Annotated in this window: 18 protein-coding genes and 1 tRNA gene; 2 read left to right on the top strand and 17 right to left on the bottom strand. The window is 37.4% G+C overall.

The genetic code is table 11. The features are described 5' to 3' along the window. Positions 1-20: 20 nt before the first annotated feature. The 9 genes from EDD61_RS00570 to ybeY all read right to left on the bottom strand — a co-directional run bounded on the left by EDD61_RS00570 (position 21) and on the right by ybeY (position 8,218). Positions 21-704 (bottom strand): tRNA (adenine(22)-N(1))-methyltransferase, encoded by a 684-nt coding sequence (locus EDD61_RS00570; protein ID WP_132223216.1) that lies wholly within the window; start codon positions 702-704, stop codon positions 21-23. A 1-nt stretch (position 705) separates the two neighbouring features. After that, complete coding sequence (gene rpoD / locus EDD61_RS00565; RefSeq protein ID WP_008688418.1) at positions 706-1,896, bottom strand: RNA polymerase sigma factor RpoD; 1,191 nt, start codon at positions 1,894-1,896, stop codon at positions 706-708. Between the two features lie 4 nt (positions 1,897-1,900). Then, a complete protein-coding gene (gene dnaG / locus EDD61_RS00560) occupies positions 1,901-3,670 on the bottom strand; it encodes a DNA primase (protein ID WP_008688416.1) in 1,770 nt (589 codons plus the stop codon). A 21-nt stretch (positions 3,671-3,691) separates the two neighbouring features. Continuing rightward, on the bottom strand, positions 3,692-5,074 hold the full coding sequence (locus tag EDD61_RS00555) for a glycine--tRNA ligase (RefSeq protein ID WP_008688414.1): 1,383 nt from the start codon (positions 5,072-5,074) through the stop codon (positions 3,692-3,694). A gap of 328 nt (positions 5,075-5,402) precedes the next feature. Continuing rightward, positions 5,403-6,134, bottom strand: coding sequence for a DNA repair protein RecO (recO, locus tag EDD61_RS00550; protein ID WP_008688413.1), 732 nt, complete (start codon positions 6,132-6,134; stop codon positions 5,403-5,405). Further along, positions 6,124-7,029, bottom strand: coding sequence for a GTPase Era (era, locus tag EDD61_RS00545; protein ID WP_132223213.1), 906 nt, complete (start codon positions 7,027-7,029; stop codon positions 6,124-6,126). Before era ends, recO begins: the two co-directional genes overlap by 11 nt. Beyond that, positions 7,026-7,427, bottom strand: a complete 402-nt coding sequence (cdd, locus tag EDD61_RS00540; protein WP_008688411.1) for a cytidine deaminase — start codon at positions 7,425-7,427, stop codon at positions 7,026-7,028. The genes era and cdd overlap by 4 nt, the downstream gene beginning before the upstream one ends. Further along, positions 7,414-7,782, bottom strand: a complete 369-nt coding sequence (locus EDD61_RS00535) for a diacylglycerol kinase (RefSeq protein WP_119983378.1) — start codon at positions 7,780-7,782, stop codon at positions 7,414-7,416. The genes cdd and EDD61_RS00535 overlap by 14 nt, the downstream gene beginning before the upstream one ends. Beyond that, entirely contained in the window at positions 7,751-8,218 is a 468-nt protein-coding gene (ybeY, locus tag EDD61_RS00530; protein ID WP_008688409.1) for an rRNA maturation RNase YbeY, read from the bottom strand. The genes EDD61_RS00535 and ybeY overlap by 32 nt, the downstream gene beginning before the upstream one ends. A 260-nt stretch (positions 8,219-8,478) precedes the next feature. Between ybeY and EDD61_RS00525 the strand changes: the two genes are divergently transcribed. Further along, positions 8,479-10,164, top strand: coding sequence for a Na/Pi cotransporter family protein (locus EDD61_RS00525; RefSeq protein ID WP_008688408.1), 1,686 nt, complete (start codon positions 8,479-8,481; stop codon positions 10,162-10,164). Between the two features lie 113 nt (positions 10,165-10,277). On the opposite strand, the gene phoU is transcribed toward EDD61_RS00525, so the two are convergent. The 5 genes from phoU to EDD61_RS00500 form a co-directional block, all read right to left on the bottom strand. Then, positions 10,278-10,916 (bottom strand): phosphate signaling complex protein PhoU, encoded by a 639-nt coding sequence (phoU, locus tag EDD61_RS00520; RefSeq protein WP_119983381.1) that lies wholly within the window; start codon positions 10,914-10,916, stop codon positions 10,278-10,280. A gap of 11 nt (positions 10,917-10,927) precedes the next feature. Then, positions 10,928-11,686 (bottom strand): phosphate ABC transporter ATP-binding protein PstB, encoded by a 759-nt coding sequence (gene pstB, locus EDD61_RS00515; protein WP_119983382.1) that lies wholly within the window; start codon positions 11,684-11,686, stop codon positions 10,928-10,930. 76 nt (positions 11,687-11,762) lie between these two features. Next, positions 11,763-13,007: a phosphate ABC transporter permease PstA gene (gene pstA, locus EDD61_RS00510; protein ID WP_132223210.1), complete on the bottom strand. Its 1,245-nt coding sequence runs from the start codon at positions 13,005-13,007 to the stop codon at positions 11,763-11,765. Then, positions 13,004-13,945, bottom strand: coding sequence for a phosphate ABC transporter permease subunit PstC (gene pstC, locus EDD61_RS00505; protein WP_132223207.1), 942 nt, complete (start codon positions 13,943-13,945; stop codon positions 13,004-13,006). The genes pstA and pstC overlap by 4 nt, the downstream gene beginning before the upstream one ends. 72 nt (positions 13,946-14,017) lie before the next feature. Continuing rightward, positions 14,018-14,944: a substrate-binding domain-containing protein gene (locus EDD61_RS00500; protein WP_008688402.1), complete on the bottom strand. Its 927-nt coding sequence runs from the start codon at positions 14,942-14,944 to the stop codon at positions 14,018-14,020. A gap of 278 nt (positions 14,945-15,222) precedes the next feature. Between EDD61_RS00500 and EDD61_RS00495 the strand changes: the two genes are divergently transcribed. Then, a tRNA-Glu gene (locus tag EDD61_RS00495) sits at positions 15,223-15,297 on the top strand. A 372-nt stretch (positions 15,298-15,669) separates the two neighbouring features. Here the strand turns inward: EDD61_RS00495 and EDD61_RS00490 are convergent. The 3 genes from EDD61_RS00490 to EDD61_RS00480 are packed head-to-tail and all read right to left on the bottom strand — an operon-like array spanning position 15,670 to position 18,515. Next, on the bottom strand, positions 15,670-16,884 hold the full coding sequence (locus EDD61_RS00490; protein ID WP_008688401.1) for a sensor histidine kinase: 1,215 nt from the start codon (positions 16,882-16,884) through the stop codon (positions 15,670-15,672). Then, a complete protein-coding gene (locus EDD61_RS00485; protein WP_119983384.1) occupies positions 16,871-17,551 on the bottom strand; it encodes a response regulator transcription factor in 681 nt (226 codons plus the stop codon). Before EDD61_RS00485 ends, EDD61_RS00490 begins: the two co-directional genes overlap by 14 nt. Beyond that, positions 17,529-18,515: a PhoH family protein gene (locus EDD61_RS00480; RefSeq protein WP_132223204.1), complete on the bottom strand. Its 987-nt coding sequence runs from the start codon at positions 18,513-18,515 to the stop codon at positions 17,529-17,531. The genes EDD61_RS00485 and EDD61_RS00480 overlap by 23 nt, the downstream gene beginning before the upstream one ends. Positions 18,516-18,520 lie beyond the last annotated feature (5 nt).

Below are 18,520 nucleotides of genomic sequence, written 5' to 3'. Positions count from 1 at the left end.
AAAAATCTGTGTTTCTAGCCTTATTTAGCCGGAAACACAGATTTTTTTGATTGCGCCAATTTATTTTTTATACGTTGTATATCCTGTTTTAAATCAGCATAGCCAACATGATGTAGCTGTAACTGCTTCAAAATATTTTCTTTCTTTTCAAGAACATACATCCAATATTCTGTAAACAAAGGATGTTGATCTAAAAAAACACCAAACAAAATCTCATCTTCAGTTAATGTTTGCTCACCGCTATGTACCGATAATATTTGATAATAGTGCTGTTCATGCACCAGATCCTCACCATCAATCACAAAATGATGCTCATTCAGCCATCGTCTTAAATCATCAACATGATTATTCGATTGTAAAACAAGTTGTGTACAATGATGTGCTTTTTCTATGTCCTGTGCCAGTATGGAAGTAATACTTTCCCACCCCATACCAGCGATCGTAATACAAGTAATATCATCCGCCACATTCTGTAGACCATCACTTAATACGGTATGGATCCGATCTTCAAGATGCACTTCTTTAATTGCCTTTGCGCCCCGCTGCAATGGTCCTATATGAATATCACAGGCATAAGCTTTTTCGCACTTCCCACTTTGCATCAATGCTATTGGAAGCATAGCATGATCACATCCGATATCCGCTAAAATGCAAGGGCTATTTACCATATCGTAAATAGCCTTTAATCGTTTACTTAATTTCATCTTAAGGTTTATCAACAAAATCCTTTAAACGTTTTGAACGGGTTGGATGTTTTAGCTTACGTAATGCCTTTGCCTCAATTTGACGAATGCGTTCACGAGTAACATTAAATTCCTTGCCGACTTCTTCTAAAGTTCTTGTTCTTCCATCATATAATCCAAAACGCAGACGCAGCACCTTTTCTTCACGTTCTGTCAATCCTTGTAATACGGTATTTATTTCATCCTTTAACAGCTGATTGTTCGCATATTCATCTGGTGATAAAGCCTCTTTATCTTCAATAAAATCACCCAAATGTGAATCGTCTTCTTCACCGATTGGTGTTTCTAAAGATACTGGTTCTAGAGCAATCTTCTGAATTTCACGTACTTTTTCAGGAGAAATGTTTTCCATTTTCGCTGCAATTTCTTCTGCCGAAGGATCTCTTCCTAAATCTTGCACCAATTGACGCTGAATACGTGTCAATTTGTTAATGGTTTCAACCATATGTACAGGAATACGGATTGTTCTCGCCTGATCCGCTATGGCACGGGTAATTGCCTGGCGAATCCACCATGTTGCGTATGTTGAGAATTTAAATCCCTTTGTATAATCAAATTTTTCTACTGCTTTAACAAGGCCCATATTTCCTTCTTGGATCAGATCCAAAAACAGCATGCCTCGGCCTACATACTTTTTAGCAATAGAAACAACCAGACGAAGATTGGCTGAAATTAATTTCTTCTTAGCCTCTTCATCTCCAGCCTGTATTCTTCTGGCAATTTCTGGCTCTTCTTTCGGATCCAGCAATTCTACACGACCAATTTCTTTCAAATACATTTTAACCGGATCATTAATCTTAGTATGAGAAGAATTGGCAAAAGATTGTTCTAAGCTTTCAATCTCTGCTGCTAAAGAGTCTTCCTCTTCATCTTCATCATCTAAAAAATCAATGTCGTCATCATCACCAACAAGAGCGTCGTCATCTAATAAGTCAACATCGTCTTCATCATCTTTGACAGCGATGCCGTTGTCGCTGAACCACTGCAACAATTCATCAAAGTCTGCATCACTCATATCTAAATGTTCAACCGCATCCATGATATCTTTTTGATACAGTACCTTATTGACCTGATATGCTTCCTGCAATTCATCTTTGATTTCATCTAATGTCTTATATTCCTGCAGCTGTGCTTTGGCTTTCGTTTTTTTCATATCTCTACTTCCTTCCTTGGCAGAGCCGTTCTCCGCGTTCTTTGATAAGTTGGTTTTTCTCACCTGCAAGCTTGGCTTTTTCCATAGGATCATTCACTGTTTTGATTTTTTCATTCAGCATTTGGATCTTATCATCAAGGAAACAGTCCTTAACCTTTTCTACCGCTTCTTTCAATACTTCCATATCTACCTCTTCTCTTGCTAGCTCCCAATCTGCTATATCAAGTGCTAACGTCTTGACCGTTTCTTCTTTGATGGTATCTAACAAATCAGCGATTTCCATGAGCGTATGCGTGCGATAATAATCGATGATATAGATTGCAAGCTTATTACAAGTATCATCCTTCAAAAAACCTAATTCTTCTTTATAGTAGTTGCTGGCAGAAATACCACTTAACATCTGCGAGAGTATTTCGTATTCGGCATGACTTCGTCCACTTTTGGGAAAAGTCAAAAAACTTCGTTTTCCAAATGTTTCTTTTTTCTGAATCTGTCGTTCATTTATAGCAGTATTTTTTTCCTGCATATCAAAATCAGTCAGTTCACGAAGTCGGATATAATAGCTTTCTTTTTCAAAGTCATCCTGCAGATGCTTTATGGCATCAGCCATTTCCATAGCAAATTCTTTTTTCTGTGAATAATTATCTAAGTTATATCTTGTTAATAGGTATTCAAACAGAAAGTCTATCCAAGATAAGGTACGTGAAGAGAGAGCGATCAGTTCATCTTTACCATAAGCATCAATGATCTCATCCGGATCCAATCCATACCGATTATCGACGATTTCAAATGCAATTTGTTCCTGAACGGCCATCTTCCCAAACTTATAAGTTGCATTTTTCCCTGCCATATCCCCATCATAACAAACAACGATAGGAACATGAAGCATCTTTAATAATTGCAATTGTGTTTTGGTGATGGCTGTTCCTAAAGTAGCAAGCGCATTATGCAATCCAACCTTTTCAAATGCTAAAACATCCATTGCACCTTCAACCAAGAAGACCTTTTTGGCTTTTCTTGCTTCTGGTTTCGCCCGATGATAGTTAAAGATTAAATCCCCTTTTTTATAAACATCAGTTTCTGTTGTATTTATGTATTTCGCCTCGTCACTTTCTTTTATGCGGCGGGCTGTAAATCCAACAGGATGACCATCTGCATCATGAATTGGGATCATGATACGATTCGCAAACACATCTTTCATCCCCATAGAACTCATACGGGCAAGACCGGCAGCTAAAATGTCACTATCCGGTATTTTTTTTGCATGAAGGAAACGATATAATGCATCTTCTTCAGGATTATACCCAATTGCAAAGGTTTTGATAATCGCGTCAGTAAGATTACGTTTATATAAGTATTCTTTTACATGACGAGCATCTAAAGTATCTAATTGATAGTGCGTATATTCAATTGTTTCTTGATTTGCCTTATATAAGGCAGCTAAATGAGGGTCGATTTTTTTGACAGGAAGAGCCAAAGAATGCTCAATGGGTACTCCGGCATACTCTGCCACTTTATAGACTGCCTCAATAAAAGAAATTTTTTCATACTTTTGGACAAAACCAAAGACATTGCCGCCTGTCCCACATACAAAGCATTTAAAAATCTGTTTATCCGCATTTACTGACATGGATGGGTCATGATCATCATGAAAAGGGCACTGAGCAACATAATTACGCCCTTTTCGTGTTAAAGGAACATAGCGTCCTACGACATCAACAATGTCAGCTTTGGCGCGAATCTGATTAATTTCCTGCTCACTTAATCGAGCCATGCGCTACACCACACTTTTCGCTTATAGTTTGATACGTTCTTCAATATATGATACTAAATCATTCAGATTTACACGTTCTTGTTTCATCGTATCACGTTCACGTACGGTTACACAGTTATCTTGTTCTGTTTCAAAATCCACTGTGATACAGAATGGTGTACCGATCGCATCATTACGACGATAGCGTTTTCCGATACTTCCTGCATCATCATAATCACAATTTGCAACAGGCGCCAACATCTGGAATACTTCCATACCTTTTTCGCTTAATTTCTTTGACAATGGTGTAATACATGCCTTAATCGGCGCAAGGAAAGGATGCAAATGCATAACGATACGCGTATCATTTTCTAATTCTTCTTCATCATAAGCATCGCATAAAAAGGCTAACATCAAACGTTCCACACCAACGGCTGGTTCCACACAATATGGCAAATATTTTTCATTCGTTGTAGGATCTAAATATTCTAATGATTTTTTACTTGCTTCTTGATGCTGTTTTAAATCATAATCTGTACGGTCTGCGATTCCCCATAACTCACCCCAACCAATTTGAGAGTGAAAGTTATATTCAATATCACAAGTACCCTTGCTATAGAAAGCAAGTTCTTCCGGTGTATGATCACGGAAACGCAAATGCTCAGGATCTACCCCTAAATCTGTCAAAAATTTCATACAGTAGTTTTTATAATATTCATACCATTCTAAATCTGTTCCCGGCTGACAGAAGAATTCCAACTCCATTTGTTCAAATTCACGGGTGCGGAAGATAAAGTTACCTGGCGTTATCTCATTACGGAAGCTCTTGCCGATCTGACCAATACCAAACGGCAGTTTTTTACGCATAGAACGCTGAACATTTTTAAAATTGACAAACATTCCCTGCGCTGTTTCCGGACGTAAATAGATGGTATTTTTACTATCTTCCAAAATACCTTGAAAAGTCTTAAACATCAAGTTGAACTGACGAATATCAGTAAAGTTGTGCTTACCACATTTCGGACAAGCTATATGATGTTCATTGATATACTCCATCATCGCTTCATTGCTCCATCCTTCGACACTGACTTCACCATTTGTTGCTTCTTCAATCAGCTGGTCAGCACGGAAACGTGATTTACATTCCTTGCAATCCATCAAAGGATCGCTAAATCCACCAACATGTCCACTGGCAACCCACACACTAGGATTCATCAAGATAGCGGATTGGATACCGACATTATATGGTGATTCCTGAATAAAACGGCGCCACCAGGCTTTTTTTATATTTTCTTTCAATTCCACACCTAACGGCCCAAAATCCCAGGTATTAGCCAAACCACCATAGATTTCACTACCCTGATAAACAAAACCACTGTTTTTCGCGTGGGCCACGACGGTGTCAAATAATTTTTCGCTGTTCATAGATACGCCCCTTTCAAAAAAAACACATCAGCTGATGATGCTTAGCGAACAATTAAAAATAGTTACAAGAATACACTATAATATAACACTTTTTAAAGGAAAATGTCAATGCGAATCGTGTGATTTTCCATGATGTTTGCGCATTTTGTTTGAGTTCTGCTTTCCTTTTGTCACCAATTCTTTTTCCACCTAGAAAACATTTGTTTACTTAAGATAAAAAAAGCCCTATTTCACATTTCATCAAGCATTCACTATTACATTTTCACAAAAAAAATGAAGGATCAAATTAACTTGATCCCTAATTCTAATAATATTACAATAGCTATTCTTACATTGCTATGATCGTTTTTAAAAATTTTACACTTTTCAAAGATATTCCGGCGTATTCATAAAAAAATGCATACAAATCTTCAAAATTTTGATAGGTAAAAGCTTGATAGCTTTTCAAAATATCATAATGTTCCATATGCGCCTTACACAACAAACGAAATACTTTCAAATCTTCTTTAGAACGCATAGCATCCTGTTCCATACGGTAGCAGGAATGACATATGAAACCACCATCCCTTATGGAGATTGCATAAATTGCCTTTTGATTGCCACAGCGCACACAACCATCCACGTAAGGTTCAATACCATGCATACGATTCATGATTGCTTGAAATAAACATAAAATCCGTATTGGATGCGTTGTTTCTTGTAAGATATCCAAAACCGTTTGCACGACCTCAAATACATCTTCCTCAAATTTACTGGCATCTATACATTCACAAACATACGCGGCAATGCTTTGCTTTAATAGATCTTCTCGGATATGGCGATAGCCTTCGATAATTTCGGCACTACGTAATGTGTAAATACTGCGTGTTTCTTGTAAAGGCAACTGCATACGTACATGGGTGAACAATTGACATGCCGGAGCGTTTTTGCTTTTCACCTTTTGAATTCCCCTGGCATTCACATGCACAATGCCGCGTTTTCGACAAAGCACATGTAAGATAGCATCGTGTTCACGATATTCCTGATAACGAATGATGATGCCTTCTAACTCATCCTTCATGCGTATCCTCTAATTCTAAATAGCCGAATTGCTGCAATTTGTTACTGCGATTGCGCCAATTCTTTTCTACACGCACATATAATTCAAGTTCTACTTTTTTATGAAATTTCTCTTTCAATTCTTTTTGCGCAGCTAAGCGAATGCTGCGAATCATCGCCGCCTGTTTTCCTATCAAAATAGCTTTTTGCGATGTGCGTTCCACGACAATAAGAGCCTGTAAGAAAACAGCGGTAGCTGTTTCTTCTTTTCTTTCAATAACGACTGCTACGGAATGAGGAACTTCTTCATTAGTTTTATACAAAACCTTCTCACGAATGATTTCAGCTATCTGAAATTGTTCGCCGTGATCACTCACCATTTCATCTGGGAAAAATTTCGGTCCTTCTTCTAAATATCCCTTCGTGACTTCCAGTAAGTCATTCAGATTATCCTTTTGCAAAGCGCTGACGGGAAAAATTTCTGCAAACGTGTGACGTTCTTGCCATTGTTGCAGAGTACGAATTAGTTTTTCTTTGTCTAAAAGATCAATTTTATTTAAGATCAAAAAACATGGGATATGCGATTTTTTAATTTTTTCTAATAAAAATTCATCCCCACTGCCAAAGCTTTGTGTAGCATCCACGACCCAGAAATTAACATCAGCTTCTGCAATTGCTGTATAAGCATTACGATTTAATGTTTTCCCTAGCTCATGTTTAGGCTTATGGATTCCCGGTGTATCCGTAAAGATAAATTGCGCATCCTCTCTGGTCAGTATTCCACTAATATTGTTTCTGGTTGTTTGCGGTTTCGGGGTGGTAATAGCAATCTTCTCATTTAATAGTGCATTAAGCAGTGTGCTTTTACCAGCATTCGGACGTCCGATAATAGCGATAAATCCTGATTTATAACTCATGATAGATCCTCACTGTCAAAACTCATTGGCAATAATTCCGCAATCGTTGTCACCAATGTATCTTTTCCATTGCTTAAAACAATCGGTGTATCCTTTTCTAATAGCTCCACAAGTACCTGACGACAAGCTCCACAAGGCGTGCCGATCCGTTTACCATCGCTGACAATTGCTAAAGAAACAATATCCTGCTTGCGATAGCCTTGAGAATAAGCTGCAAATATTGCACTACGTTCAGCACAATTGCTTAAGCCATAGGATGCATTTTCAATATTGGCCCCTTGAATATATGTACCATCTTTTGTCTTTACACAAGCTCCTACATGATATTTTGAATATGGCGCATAGGCATTTTTCATCGCCGCGAATGCTTGCGTTAAAATATCATCATAACATTCCATAAATTTTACCTCCTATAATAATGATTCCTGAAATAGCTGCTGCTATGGATATTACCAATACAGCGGCAGCTGCATAGTCTTTGATTTTTTTGGCTTCCAATGAGTATTCCGGTGAGATTTTGTCAGTAATGGTTTCTAATGCACTATTGATAAATTCAAAGGCAATCACCAGTGCGATCATAAGAATGATCACAAGCCATTCCCATACTGTTAAGTGCAAAAAGATACAGGCAATAAAAACAAATAAGCCTATCAGACATTGTAAAGCAATGCTGTGATCATGCCGAATACCATCAAACAATCCCGCAAACGCATAGCGGAATTTATTTATGAACTTTTTTAGGAACGATTGCATCTAATATCACATCCTGTAACGCAAACATTATTTTCTCATCATCTTTTTCCATATGATCATAGCCTAACAGATGAAGCAGACCATGGGTAAACAAAAAACACACCTCTCTGCGCAACGAATGACCATATTCCGCTGCCTGATCTACCACTGCTTGAACATTTATGAAAATATCTCCTAATTCATCCAGGCCTTCCATCATTTCATAAGTATCTTCTTCATCTTTTAGCGCAAAGCTGATAACATCCGTAGGACGGTCTATATGACGATACTCACGATTGATTTCATGAATCATTGCGGGGTCCACAAAAATGATAGAAGCGTTGTAATCTTGTGATAAAGATAATATCATTTTCGTCCGTTCGGCGATTGCTACAAAATCTTTTTTATAACGATTCCAGCGTTTCTCGCTGCTTTGATTGTTGATGATAACATTCATAAGAAACACACTCTCTTTCATACTGTTTTATTATAACATGGTTTATGATGCTCTTCCTATAAGTTTTTGCATTCTTTCATAGCAATCGAATGTTTTAAGGATAAAGATGGATATCACTAATATTAAATTAAACATTTCTTTTTCATTTGCGGTATCCATATGTAAGTATTGTGATACCATTTATGTAAAAGTTCTGTATACATCAGGTAAAAATTCTGTTAAAATAAGAGTGTTTCAGAAAGGTTTTGGGAGGTTTTCTTATGATACATACCGCAGCACAGACCCTGACCCTGTCCAGCATCAGCTGGGACTTCATTATCGGAGGATTGGCATTATTCCTTTTTGGAATCCAATTTATGGGTGACGGGCTAAAGAGTATCGCAGGAGAAAAATTAAGAGATTATATCGATAAGTACACAAACAAGCCATGGAAAGGGATCTTGGTCGGTACTATCATCACTGTATTTATTCAGTCAAGTTCAGCAACTAGCGCTATCGCAATCGGTTTTGTCCGGGCAGGCTTAATGAGCTTGGAGCAATCGGTTGGAATCATCATCGGGGCGAATATTGGTACGACCATCACGGCATTTCTGATTGGTTTAAAAGTTGAAACACTGGCATTATATTTTGTCTTCCTCGGTGTCTTAATCACATTGTTTGCAAAACGTAAAAAACAAACCTATATGGGACAGATTGTCTTAGGGTTTGGGTTATTGTTTTTTGGCCTTCGTCTAATGGGTGATGAATTGAGCAAATTGGGTGAGTTGGATTTCTTTGCAAATCTAGCTACCACCATGCAGGATCAACCAATTTTAGGATTCTTGTGTGGTATTGGAATGACTGCTGTTGTCCAATCCAGTAGTGCCGTTGTCGGCATCATTCAAAAGATTTATGATTCTGGTGCCTTGACATTGACGGCGGCTTTACCTTTTGTTTTTGGTAGTAACATAGGTACGACCATCACGGCTGTGTTTGCTTCAATCGGCGGCAGTATTTCTGCAAAACGAAGCGCTGCCGTTAATGTTTTATTTAATGTAGTTGGTTCTATCTTATTTATGTTCTTATTACATCCTTATGTAGATCTGATCACGAATTTGAGTACCACGTATCATATTTCCCCAATGATGCAAATAGCGATGGCTCACATTTTGCGTACCTTAGTAATTTCCATTCTCGCCTACCCTTGCATCAATATCATGGTCAACATCATAAAGAAGGTGATTCCAGGAGAAGAAGAAAAAATCGAACTCAATTTGGATGTACTTGATCCCAAACTGGCCGCATCCTTGCCAGCTGGAGCTTTAGGTGTTAGTAAACAGGTTACCGTGAAAATGGGTGAACTAGCAGCTGATTGCATTCGCGCAAGTCAAGATTATTTTAATAAACAATCCGGCAAGTATTGCAATGCCTCTCGACAATATGAAGATGCCATCAATTCTCTGGATGCCAAGATTACAGATTATCTGGTAAATATTGCTCATAATAGTTTGAGTGAGCATGACACAGATGAATTCATTTCCAATCTGCAAGTCATTAAAAATATAGAACGTGTCGGTGATTTGACAATGAATTTAAATGAATTCTTTGAATTAACCTATGAGGATAAAGGAAACTTTACCGATGAGGCAATTCGTGATGTGAACGAAATGTATGCAACTGTTTTAGAGATGAATGAGATGGCCTTGGCTTATTTCACAAGTCGTGATGAGTCTTATTTGAAAATGTTGGATGATAAAGAAAATTATTTGGATCTTGTTGAAGAAAAAGCTCGCCAGCGTCACTTCAAGCGTATGGCTGGTGAAGTCTGTGGATCCGGTGTTGCGGCAAGTATTTATGTTGATATCCTTGGTACCCTAGAGCGTATTGGTGACCATATATGGAACATTGCAAAAGAAGATAATGAACCTATCCCAATGCACAAAACTTTAGCCGAACAAGCCATTTAATTGTTTTATCATGATGAAGACCGCTTCAGTCAAGAAACGGTCTTTTTTTTACAACATTTTTTCAGAACCTTGCCAATGCTATAGGCCTTTTTCTGATATTACTTCTATCATCCTTATCCGAAATCATAATGCTGCCCTTTTACCATATAAATGATATGTTCACAAATATTTTTTGTATGATCTCCAGCACGTTCGATATTTCTAAGCATGGCACTTATTTCAAATAGTTCTACTACCAGCGTTTCATTCGGATGTCGCAATAAATTCTGTTTCAGTTCCTCATACAGTTGGTTAATGCCTTCATCTTTTTTAGGAAGTTGAAAAGCTGCTTTTACATCACGTTGTTCATATGCCTTTAAAGTTTCTTTCAACATTTCAATAAAGCGTTTTTCCATTGCCGCCGCATATGCCATCACGTTTTCTTCTAATACTTCAGATTTAATTAAAAAAGCCGCAATATTTTTAGCATAATCTGCAATTCTCTCTAATTCACTGGCTATTTTTATATCTGCCACCACTTTGCGCAAGTCACTGGCAACCGGTGATAATAAAGCTAAAGAGCGCACGGATTGATCATTGATTTCTTCTTCTAAATGATTAATAAAATCATCTCCCTGCACTATATCCAGAGCAATTTCACGGCTTGGTTTTTCCAAAACACAAACAACTTTTTCATGCATTTGTACAACACTTTCTGCCATCCTTTTAACACTGTCTTCATTAACTTCTAGCTCTTTTTCAATTTTAACCATAATCTGACCTCCTATCCAAATCGTCCGGTGATATAATCTTCTGTACGTTTATCATCCGGCTGCTGAAAAAGTTTGCTTGTTTGATTATATTCAACAACTTCACCCAAAAGGAAAAATGCCGTTTCATCACTGATACGTGATGCTTGTTGCATAGAATGTGTTACAATGACAATCGTATAGTCTTTTTTCAATTCTTCCATTAAATCTTCAATCTTGCTTGTCGCAATCGGATCTAAAGCACTGGTCGGTTCATCCATTAAAATAACTTCCGGTTCCATAGCGATTGCACGCGCAATACATAGACGCTGCTGCTGACCTCCGGACATTCCCAAAGCACTATCCTGTAAACGATCTTTAACTTCTTCCCATAAGGCAGCTTTTTTTAACGATTGTGCAACAATATTATCCAAAATTTTTCTTTTTTTTATGCCCTGACAACGCGGACCGTAAGCAATGTTGTCATAAATGGACATAGGAAAAGGATTTGGTTTTTGAAAGACCATACCAACTTTTGTACGTAAGTCTACAACATTCATTGAAGCATCATAAATATCAACACCATCTAATGCAATACTCCCTTCAATGCGACAGCCTTCAATTACATCATTCATGCGATTTAAGCAGCGCAAAAAGGTTGATTTGCCACAGCCACTGGGGCCAATCAATGCAGTGATATGATTTTTTCTTATCGTAAGATCCACATTTATCAATGCTTGTTTTTTTCCGTAATATAAGTTCAATTTCTCTACTTGAAATATCTGTTCATCCATGTCTTTTCTCCTATCTTTCCATATTCTGTACACATAAAACGATTTACCATCTTCAGGGTTTTCCATTGCTTCTTTTTCAATACCAGGCTTTATTGAAACGCCGGCTCATCAATTTCACCAAGAGATTTAACATGAATACAAACACCAAGATCACAATTGAAATCGCACAAGCTAATTCAAAATTGGGTTGCTCACTACTCATGATGTTATAAATATGTACCGCAAGTGAAGTACCTTGGGAGAGCAGCGTTGGACTATCGTTAACATAGGTTCCCATCGTATATATTAATGCGGCACTTTCTCCGATAACACGACCAATACTCAATAAAACACCACTCAAGATGCCGGGAACGGCACATGGCAACACAATTTTAAAAATTGTCTGACTTTGGTTAGCTCCTAATGATAAAGAAGCATCACGCAGTGTTTGCGGAACGATTGCTAATGCTTCTTCGCAAGAGCGAATGATGATTGGTAATAAAATAATGGCCATTGTCAAAGAACCTAATAAAACATTCGTTGTATCAGCTCCTGCTAATTTTGTTAATGGGAATAATACAGCGACGCCCATTAAACCAAAGATGATGCTCGGGACTCCTGTCAACATCTCAATAGCACTGCGAATCCCTGAAGTGATTTTATTCTTAGCCGCATATTCATGCAAATATATGGCTGCGCCGATTCCTAAAGGTAACGCAATCAATAAGCTGATTATAATGAGATACAATGTTGTAAGTAATGAGCCACGAATACCTCCTCCAGGTGTTTTGAAATAGATTTTATTAATTGAAACGGCATCTTGATCTAGCAATCTTGCTACTGTTTTCGCATCTTGTGAAACGATATTGCCAGCTAAGCGTGTAGTTCCCTGTGTTGTTTGATAGGATAAGTTTTCTAATAAATAGCCACTTTCAGCACTTATGGAAGGCTTATTTTGACGACTTTCATCCTTAAGATGAGCAAATGGGGAAGCATCATCTATTGCTTCTACAAGAACGATAGCCTCATTATTTTCATTTCTAGCATCAACGAATCCAACACCCCAACGTTCACTCCAATACATATCATCCGAGGCATCTTCAGGTGATTTATACGTACTGGGATGATTGTTTTTCTCCTGGATACTCGTCATGTAGTTTTTTGCCCAATAATCGCCTGTTAATAATTTCATTCCAAGCATACCACTACCTTTACTAAAGATGAATATGAAGATACTCAACAATAACAATACACATATTGCACTGGATGCATATGTAAGCATGTTCAATATACCATCCGTATAACGACGTTTATTTTTTTGATTGCGCATAGTTTCATTCATTTTAATTTCCCTACTTTCTTCTTCACTAGATTCAATATTAAATTTGACAGTAGTATAACCGCCATCAGTACCAATCCAGCAGAAAAACGTATATCATAATCTAAACCGGTCGTTTCTTTCAAACCGGCCAACATAGTCGTTGTTAAAGTACGGGTAGTATCAAACAAATGAAAGGTTGGGCCGAACATCTTATTCCCTGCGACCATTGCAACAGCTGTAGCTTCGCCAAAGGCTCTGCCAATACCTAAAATGGCGCCTGCGAAAATACCTGATTTCGCTGCTGTCAAAACAACCTTAAAATGCGTTTGTGTCGCTGTAGCTCCTAAGGCCAATGAACCAAGCTCTATTTCCTTATCGACAGAGCGAATTGCCGTAATACTTAAGGTTGTAATTGTAGGGAAAATCATAATTGCCAATAATAGAATAACAGCCAATAAAGAACTTCCCCCAGCTGTAACAAAACCGAAATTAGCAGCTAAGGAACTAACAAGCAAAGTGATCGTACCAGAAGCAAATACGCCATATACGACAGAAGGTATAGATGCTAGTAATTCGATAACAGAACTCAAAAGTACGGCAATACGCTTTGGCGCTATTTTTGCGATATAAAGAGCAGTGAGCACGGATATCGGAAAGGATAGCAGCATAGCCCCAAAAGCAGAAATGAGCGTATTAACGATAATAAATCCAACACCGTAAATCCCCTGATCTTGGCGCCATGTCATACCAGTTATAAACGGAAGAAAATCAACACTGCCATACGTATAATTGGGAAGAAAAGGTGCTATGCCTTTGATACTGATAAATACGATGATCACTGCAATCGCGCTGGATGCTAAAAGTGCCATCATCAAAAAGAGTTTTTTCATCCTTTGATCTTTTCTTAATTTCTTTTGATTCTCTATTGTATTAATATACTGTTTTACATAACTCTTCATTTTTACCCTTCCTCTTATCATAGGAAAGAACAGCTCTTCATTTCCCTTTGAGCTGTCCTTTTCAAACACGAATTATTTTACATCTTCCCAATTCGTAGTTTCACCAGTAAAGATTGCTTTTAGCTGTGCCTGTGTCAAATTGGCAAAGTCGTTATTCTCTTTATTTACAACAGCCACAACAGCATCAATACAGTATTGTCCACTCTTCATAGCTTTCGATATATCACCATCTTCTTCCTTAAAGGCACGTGATGCAAAACCGATATCGCCACGATTTGCTCCATCTTTTTCTGCACCTAATACACGTTTTGTAGCATCTCCACTACCCGAATGATTCATAACAAATTGGAAATTACCTGCCATTGGTGAAAATTGTTCTAGTGCAGCTTTTAATGTCTTTTCCACAGAAGTGGAACCACATGTCGTAATGGTAATTTTTGAATTATCTTTTGTTACAACTGGATATTTTTTCGCTAGTTCATCCCAAGATTTTGCTTTGCTCATATCAACTTCACCGCCGTTTTTCGCGACAACTGCCATACCTTCGCTGGAATTTTGAAGATAATCCAAGAATGCCAGTACCAACTGTTCTTTATCTGCACTGCCAAAATCATTTTTGGCCCTTGTCACAAAGTTGAATGGTCGCTGCAGTTGATAAGAACCATCCAATACGGTTTCGCTGCTTGCTGTTACACCCTCAAATTGCAAAGCTTTGACATTGTTCTTGGCAAAGTCTGTAGATAGTGATGTATAACCGATACCGTTTTTATCAGCACCCACTTTCGCCGCCATATCATCGTTACTGGAAACCTCATTTGCCTGCTTTGTCAGCTTTCCTTCAAAGTCTATTCCTTTCTCAAAAGCTTCTCGAGTTCCACTTGATGCATCTCTTGTATACACCTTGATAGCACCTGTTACTTTTCCTGCATCATCACCTGTTGCATTTCCACAACCTGCTAATAATCCTAACACAACTAAACTTACAAATATTTTTTTCATCTTAACCTCCATCTAACCGTTTTTTTAACGGCAACATATTCCTCCTTGAATACGCTCTTATCTTAAACCATAAATATAAATAGACCATCAATGTCGTGTTAAGCATTTGTTAAATAATTGTGATAATTACACTCTTTATAAAAAAAGAAATCATTCGGGTAATCACTAATACATTGCTTATTACCTTTCCTGTTTTTCTTACCAGCTATATAGAATTTTCCAAAATTTCCTTGCCAAGTTTATGTGATAATGCTATAATATGACAGCAGTAAAAACATGTCGCGTTCGGCAAGCGGTTAAGCCACAGCCCTCTCAAGGCTGTACCACGGGTTCAAATCCCGTACGCGATACCATGATAAAAATAAGCCCGAGTCATCGAGCTTTTTTTATGCGTGTTTAAGTATGTCGCAAAAAAGACTATTTTGACAAAATCCAATTTACCAGATAGGGATTATGTGATTAAACCATGTATCGACAATTCTGATGCATGTTAAATCTGTTATCACAATTATTGTTTTATGATGTGTTCGTAAAACAATAAAGGCTAACATGAATAGATGATTTTGCATAAAGCGAAATCAAGATGATTCATAACTGCTTACGGAGCTATATATTATACCTCTATAAAAATAACAAAAAGACACGCTTATGTATGATCACTAGGAAAGAAACCGGTTTATTTATTTTCTAAACTTGAAGGTCTCTTCATAATGTAAGCGTGTCTTTTAATTTTTTAACTTTATCCGAAATAAGGTTCCTTTGCCATAGGTGCTTTCCACTTCTATGTTACCACCATGCGCCTCAATGATGGATCTGACAATCGGCAATCCTAAACCGCTACCACCACTTTGACGACTGCGTGCATCATCTACACGGTAAAAACGATCAAAGATTTTTTCCATATCCTTCTTTTGTATACCGCATCCTTCATCCTCTACTTCAAGGATGTAATACGTAGTTTCCATACGGGTACGTAAGGTAATGGTACCGGAATCACTATATTTAATCGCATTGCTTAGCAAATTTAAGATTACCTGAAGCATTCTTTTAGGATCACAAAAGGCATATTCTAATGTCTGATAGTCCTTTTGAATGTTCAGTTGCTTTTTTTGCGCATTTTTCCATAAAGAATCGCATGCCTTATCAAATAAAGCACAAACATCACATTTTTCACGCTCTAAAATAACATTAGACAATGATAACCGTGATAACTGTAGCAAATCTTTGACTAAGACATCTAAACGTTGTACTTCCTTTGCCATCTGTGATAAAAACTCTTTTTCCGTGATGGGATCATCAAAATCATCACGGTTTAAGATTTCTACCATTCCTTTTAATACAGAAATAGGCGTTTTTAATTCATGAGAAGCATCAGCAATAAAACGTTTCTGCATCTTTTCCCCTTCCAATGTCTTCGATATATCTTGAAACAGTACCAAACAACCGCTATATTTACTTTTCGCCAATACCGGTATGCTGATAGCTTGAAATTCTACTCCATTGATATTTATGATCTTATCCATATCACGTTCCAAGATAAAAGCATCTTTAATAAATTCACGTACTCCATGAACAAAGGGATTATCTAAATAAGTTAAAGGCTCTAAATGACTCATGCATAACGATGCTATATTGTTATGCATGACAATGTTACCAAATTGATCAATCAGCAACATGGGAAAAGGAATACTTGAGACAATTGTCAATAACTGTTTATTTTTCAAATGTGCATCTTTAGCCGTAGAACGTATTTCCTCTTGTAATTCCTTATTTTCTTTGCTTTTTTTAGATTCATACTGCTGTTCATAAACCACTTCTACAATATATAATGAGATGGCCAATAATAACAAAATCACATATACATTCCATTGTGTCTCATACGCTAGCAAAGCATAGCTGCAAGTCAAAAGAATAAACCATGCATATTTAGGCAGTTTCATGCAATTCCTCCAGTAAATAGCCTACACCTCGACTGGATTTGATATGAACATTAGAACCTTGTAATTTTGTGCGCAATTTAAAGACATGTACATCAACGATGCGCGTATCCCCATCATAATCAAACCCCCAGATATCATTTAAGATGGCATCTCTTGATAAGACGATGTTTTTATTAGATACAAAGTACTCAAGCAAGTCAAACTCTTTTTTCGTCAACGTTAAAAGCTCATCTTTCAATAAAGCTTCACGTCGCTTTAAATTGATACGTAACTCTCCAATTTCCAAGTCTTTTTCCATTCGTTTGCTCTGACGTTTCATATGAGCATTTACTCTTGCTAATAATTCTCGTGGCGAAAATGGCTTTGTGACATAATCATCCACACCTTGATCAAATGCATAAAGTATATCGGTTTCATCATCTCTAGCTGTCAACATGATCATCACGCTGTCTACATGCTGTATACGTAATTTCTGAACGATTTCGATACCGCTGACATGGGGTAACATCCAATCAATAATTAACACATCAAAAGGTTGCTTTAAAGCAATATCCAATGCTTCTTGTCCATCCCCACTTTCTACGATCGTGTGTCCAGCTTTGCGCAGATCATAAGAAATGATCTTACGAATATTTTCTTCATCTTCAATCAGTAAGACTTTTGCCATACCTTTCTTCCTCCTGTTCATAGCGTTCAATAATCTTTTGAACCAGTGGATTACGGACAACATCAAGACTTGTCAGTTCCACAAAGGAGATTCCTTCAATTCCTTCCAACAGCTGTTTTGCATTTAATAAACCACTGTCCTTTTTCTTAATCAAATCAATCTGAGTAACATCCCCTGTAATGACGATACGAGAATGAAACCCCATACGGGTAAGAAACATCTTCATCTGCGCTCTCGTCGTATTTTGTGCTTCATCTAAAATAATAAAAGCATTATCCAATGTACGACCACGCATATATGCTAATGGCGCGATTTCAATCACTTCTTTTTCTAACAATTTTTCTACTTGTTCCTGTCCTAAGGTATCATATAATGCATCATATAACGGGCGCAAATAAGGATCAACCTTTTCCTTTAAATCTCCTGGTAAAAACCCCAGATTCTCACCAGCTTCAACTGCTGGACGCGTTAAAATAATCTTTCGTATCTCACCCTTTTTTAACAGACTAGCTGCATATACAACAGCTAAATAGGTTTTACCCGTACCGGCTACACCACTGGCAAAAACTATTTCTGATTTACACATGCATTGAAATAAATAACGTTGACCAATCGTTTTTGGATAAATCAATTTTCCATTCACTGTTTTACCAATCGGTTTTTGATAGGTCAAAGAAAGTTCATGCAAACGATGCAATTTCGCCAAACGGCATACATATTCAATATCTCTAGGTTGTACATCTAAATGCTGTTCCATCATTTGAAAAATGGCCTTAATGATTTCCTCAATTGTCGCAAACGTTGTTTTATCATTGCATAAGACACTTAGCTGATTATTGCGCATAATCATTTCACAAGCAAAGGCTTTGCGTAAGATTTCCAAGTTTTGATCCTGGGCACCGCATAATTTCACGATCCATTCCATGGGATATTCTTCTAAAGCAATAGCATAATTTTGACTCATACAGA

This window comes from Longicatena caecimuris, from assembly GCF_004341945.1.
Classification (GTDB): domain Bacteria; phylum Bacillota_I; class Bacilli_A; order Erysipelotrichales; family Erysipelotrichaceae; genus Longicatena; species Longicatena caecimuris.
The sequence above is the reverse complement of the archived record's forward strand: the minus strand, read 5'-3'. Positions and strand labels throughout refer to the sequence as shown.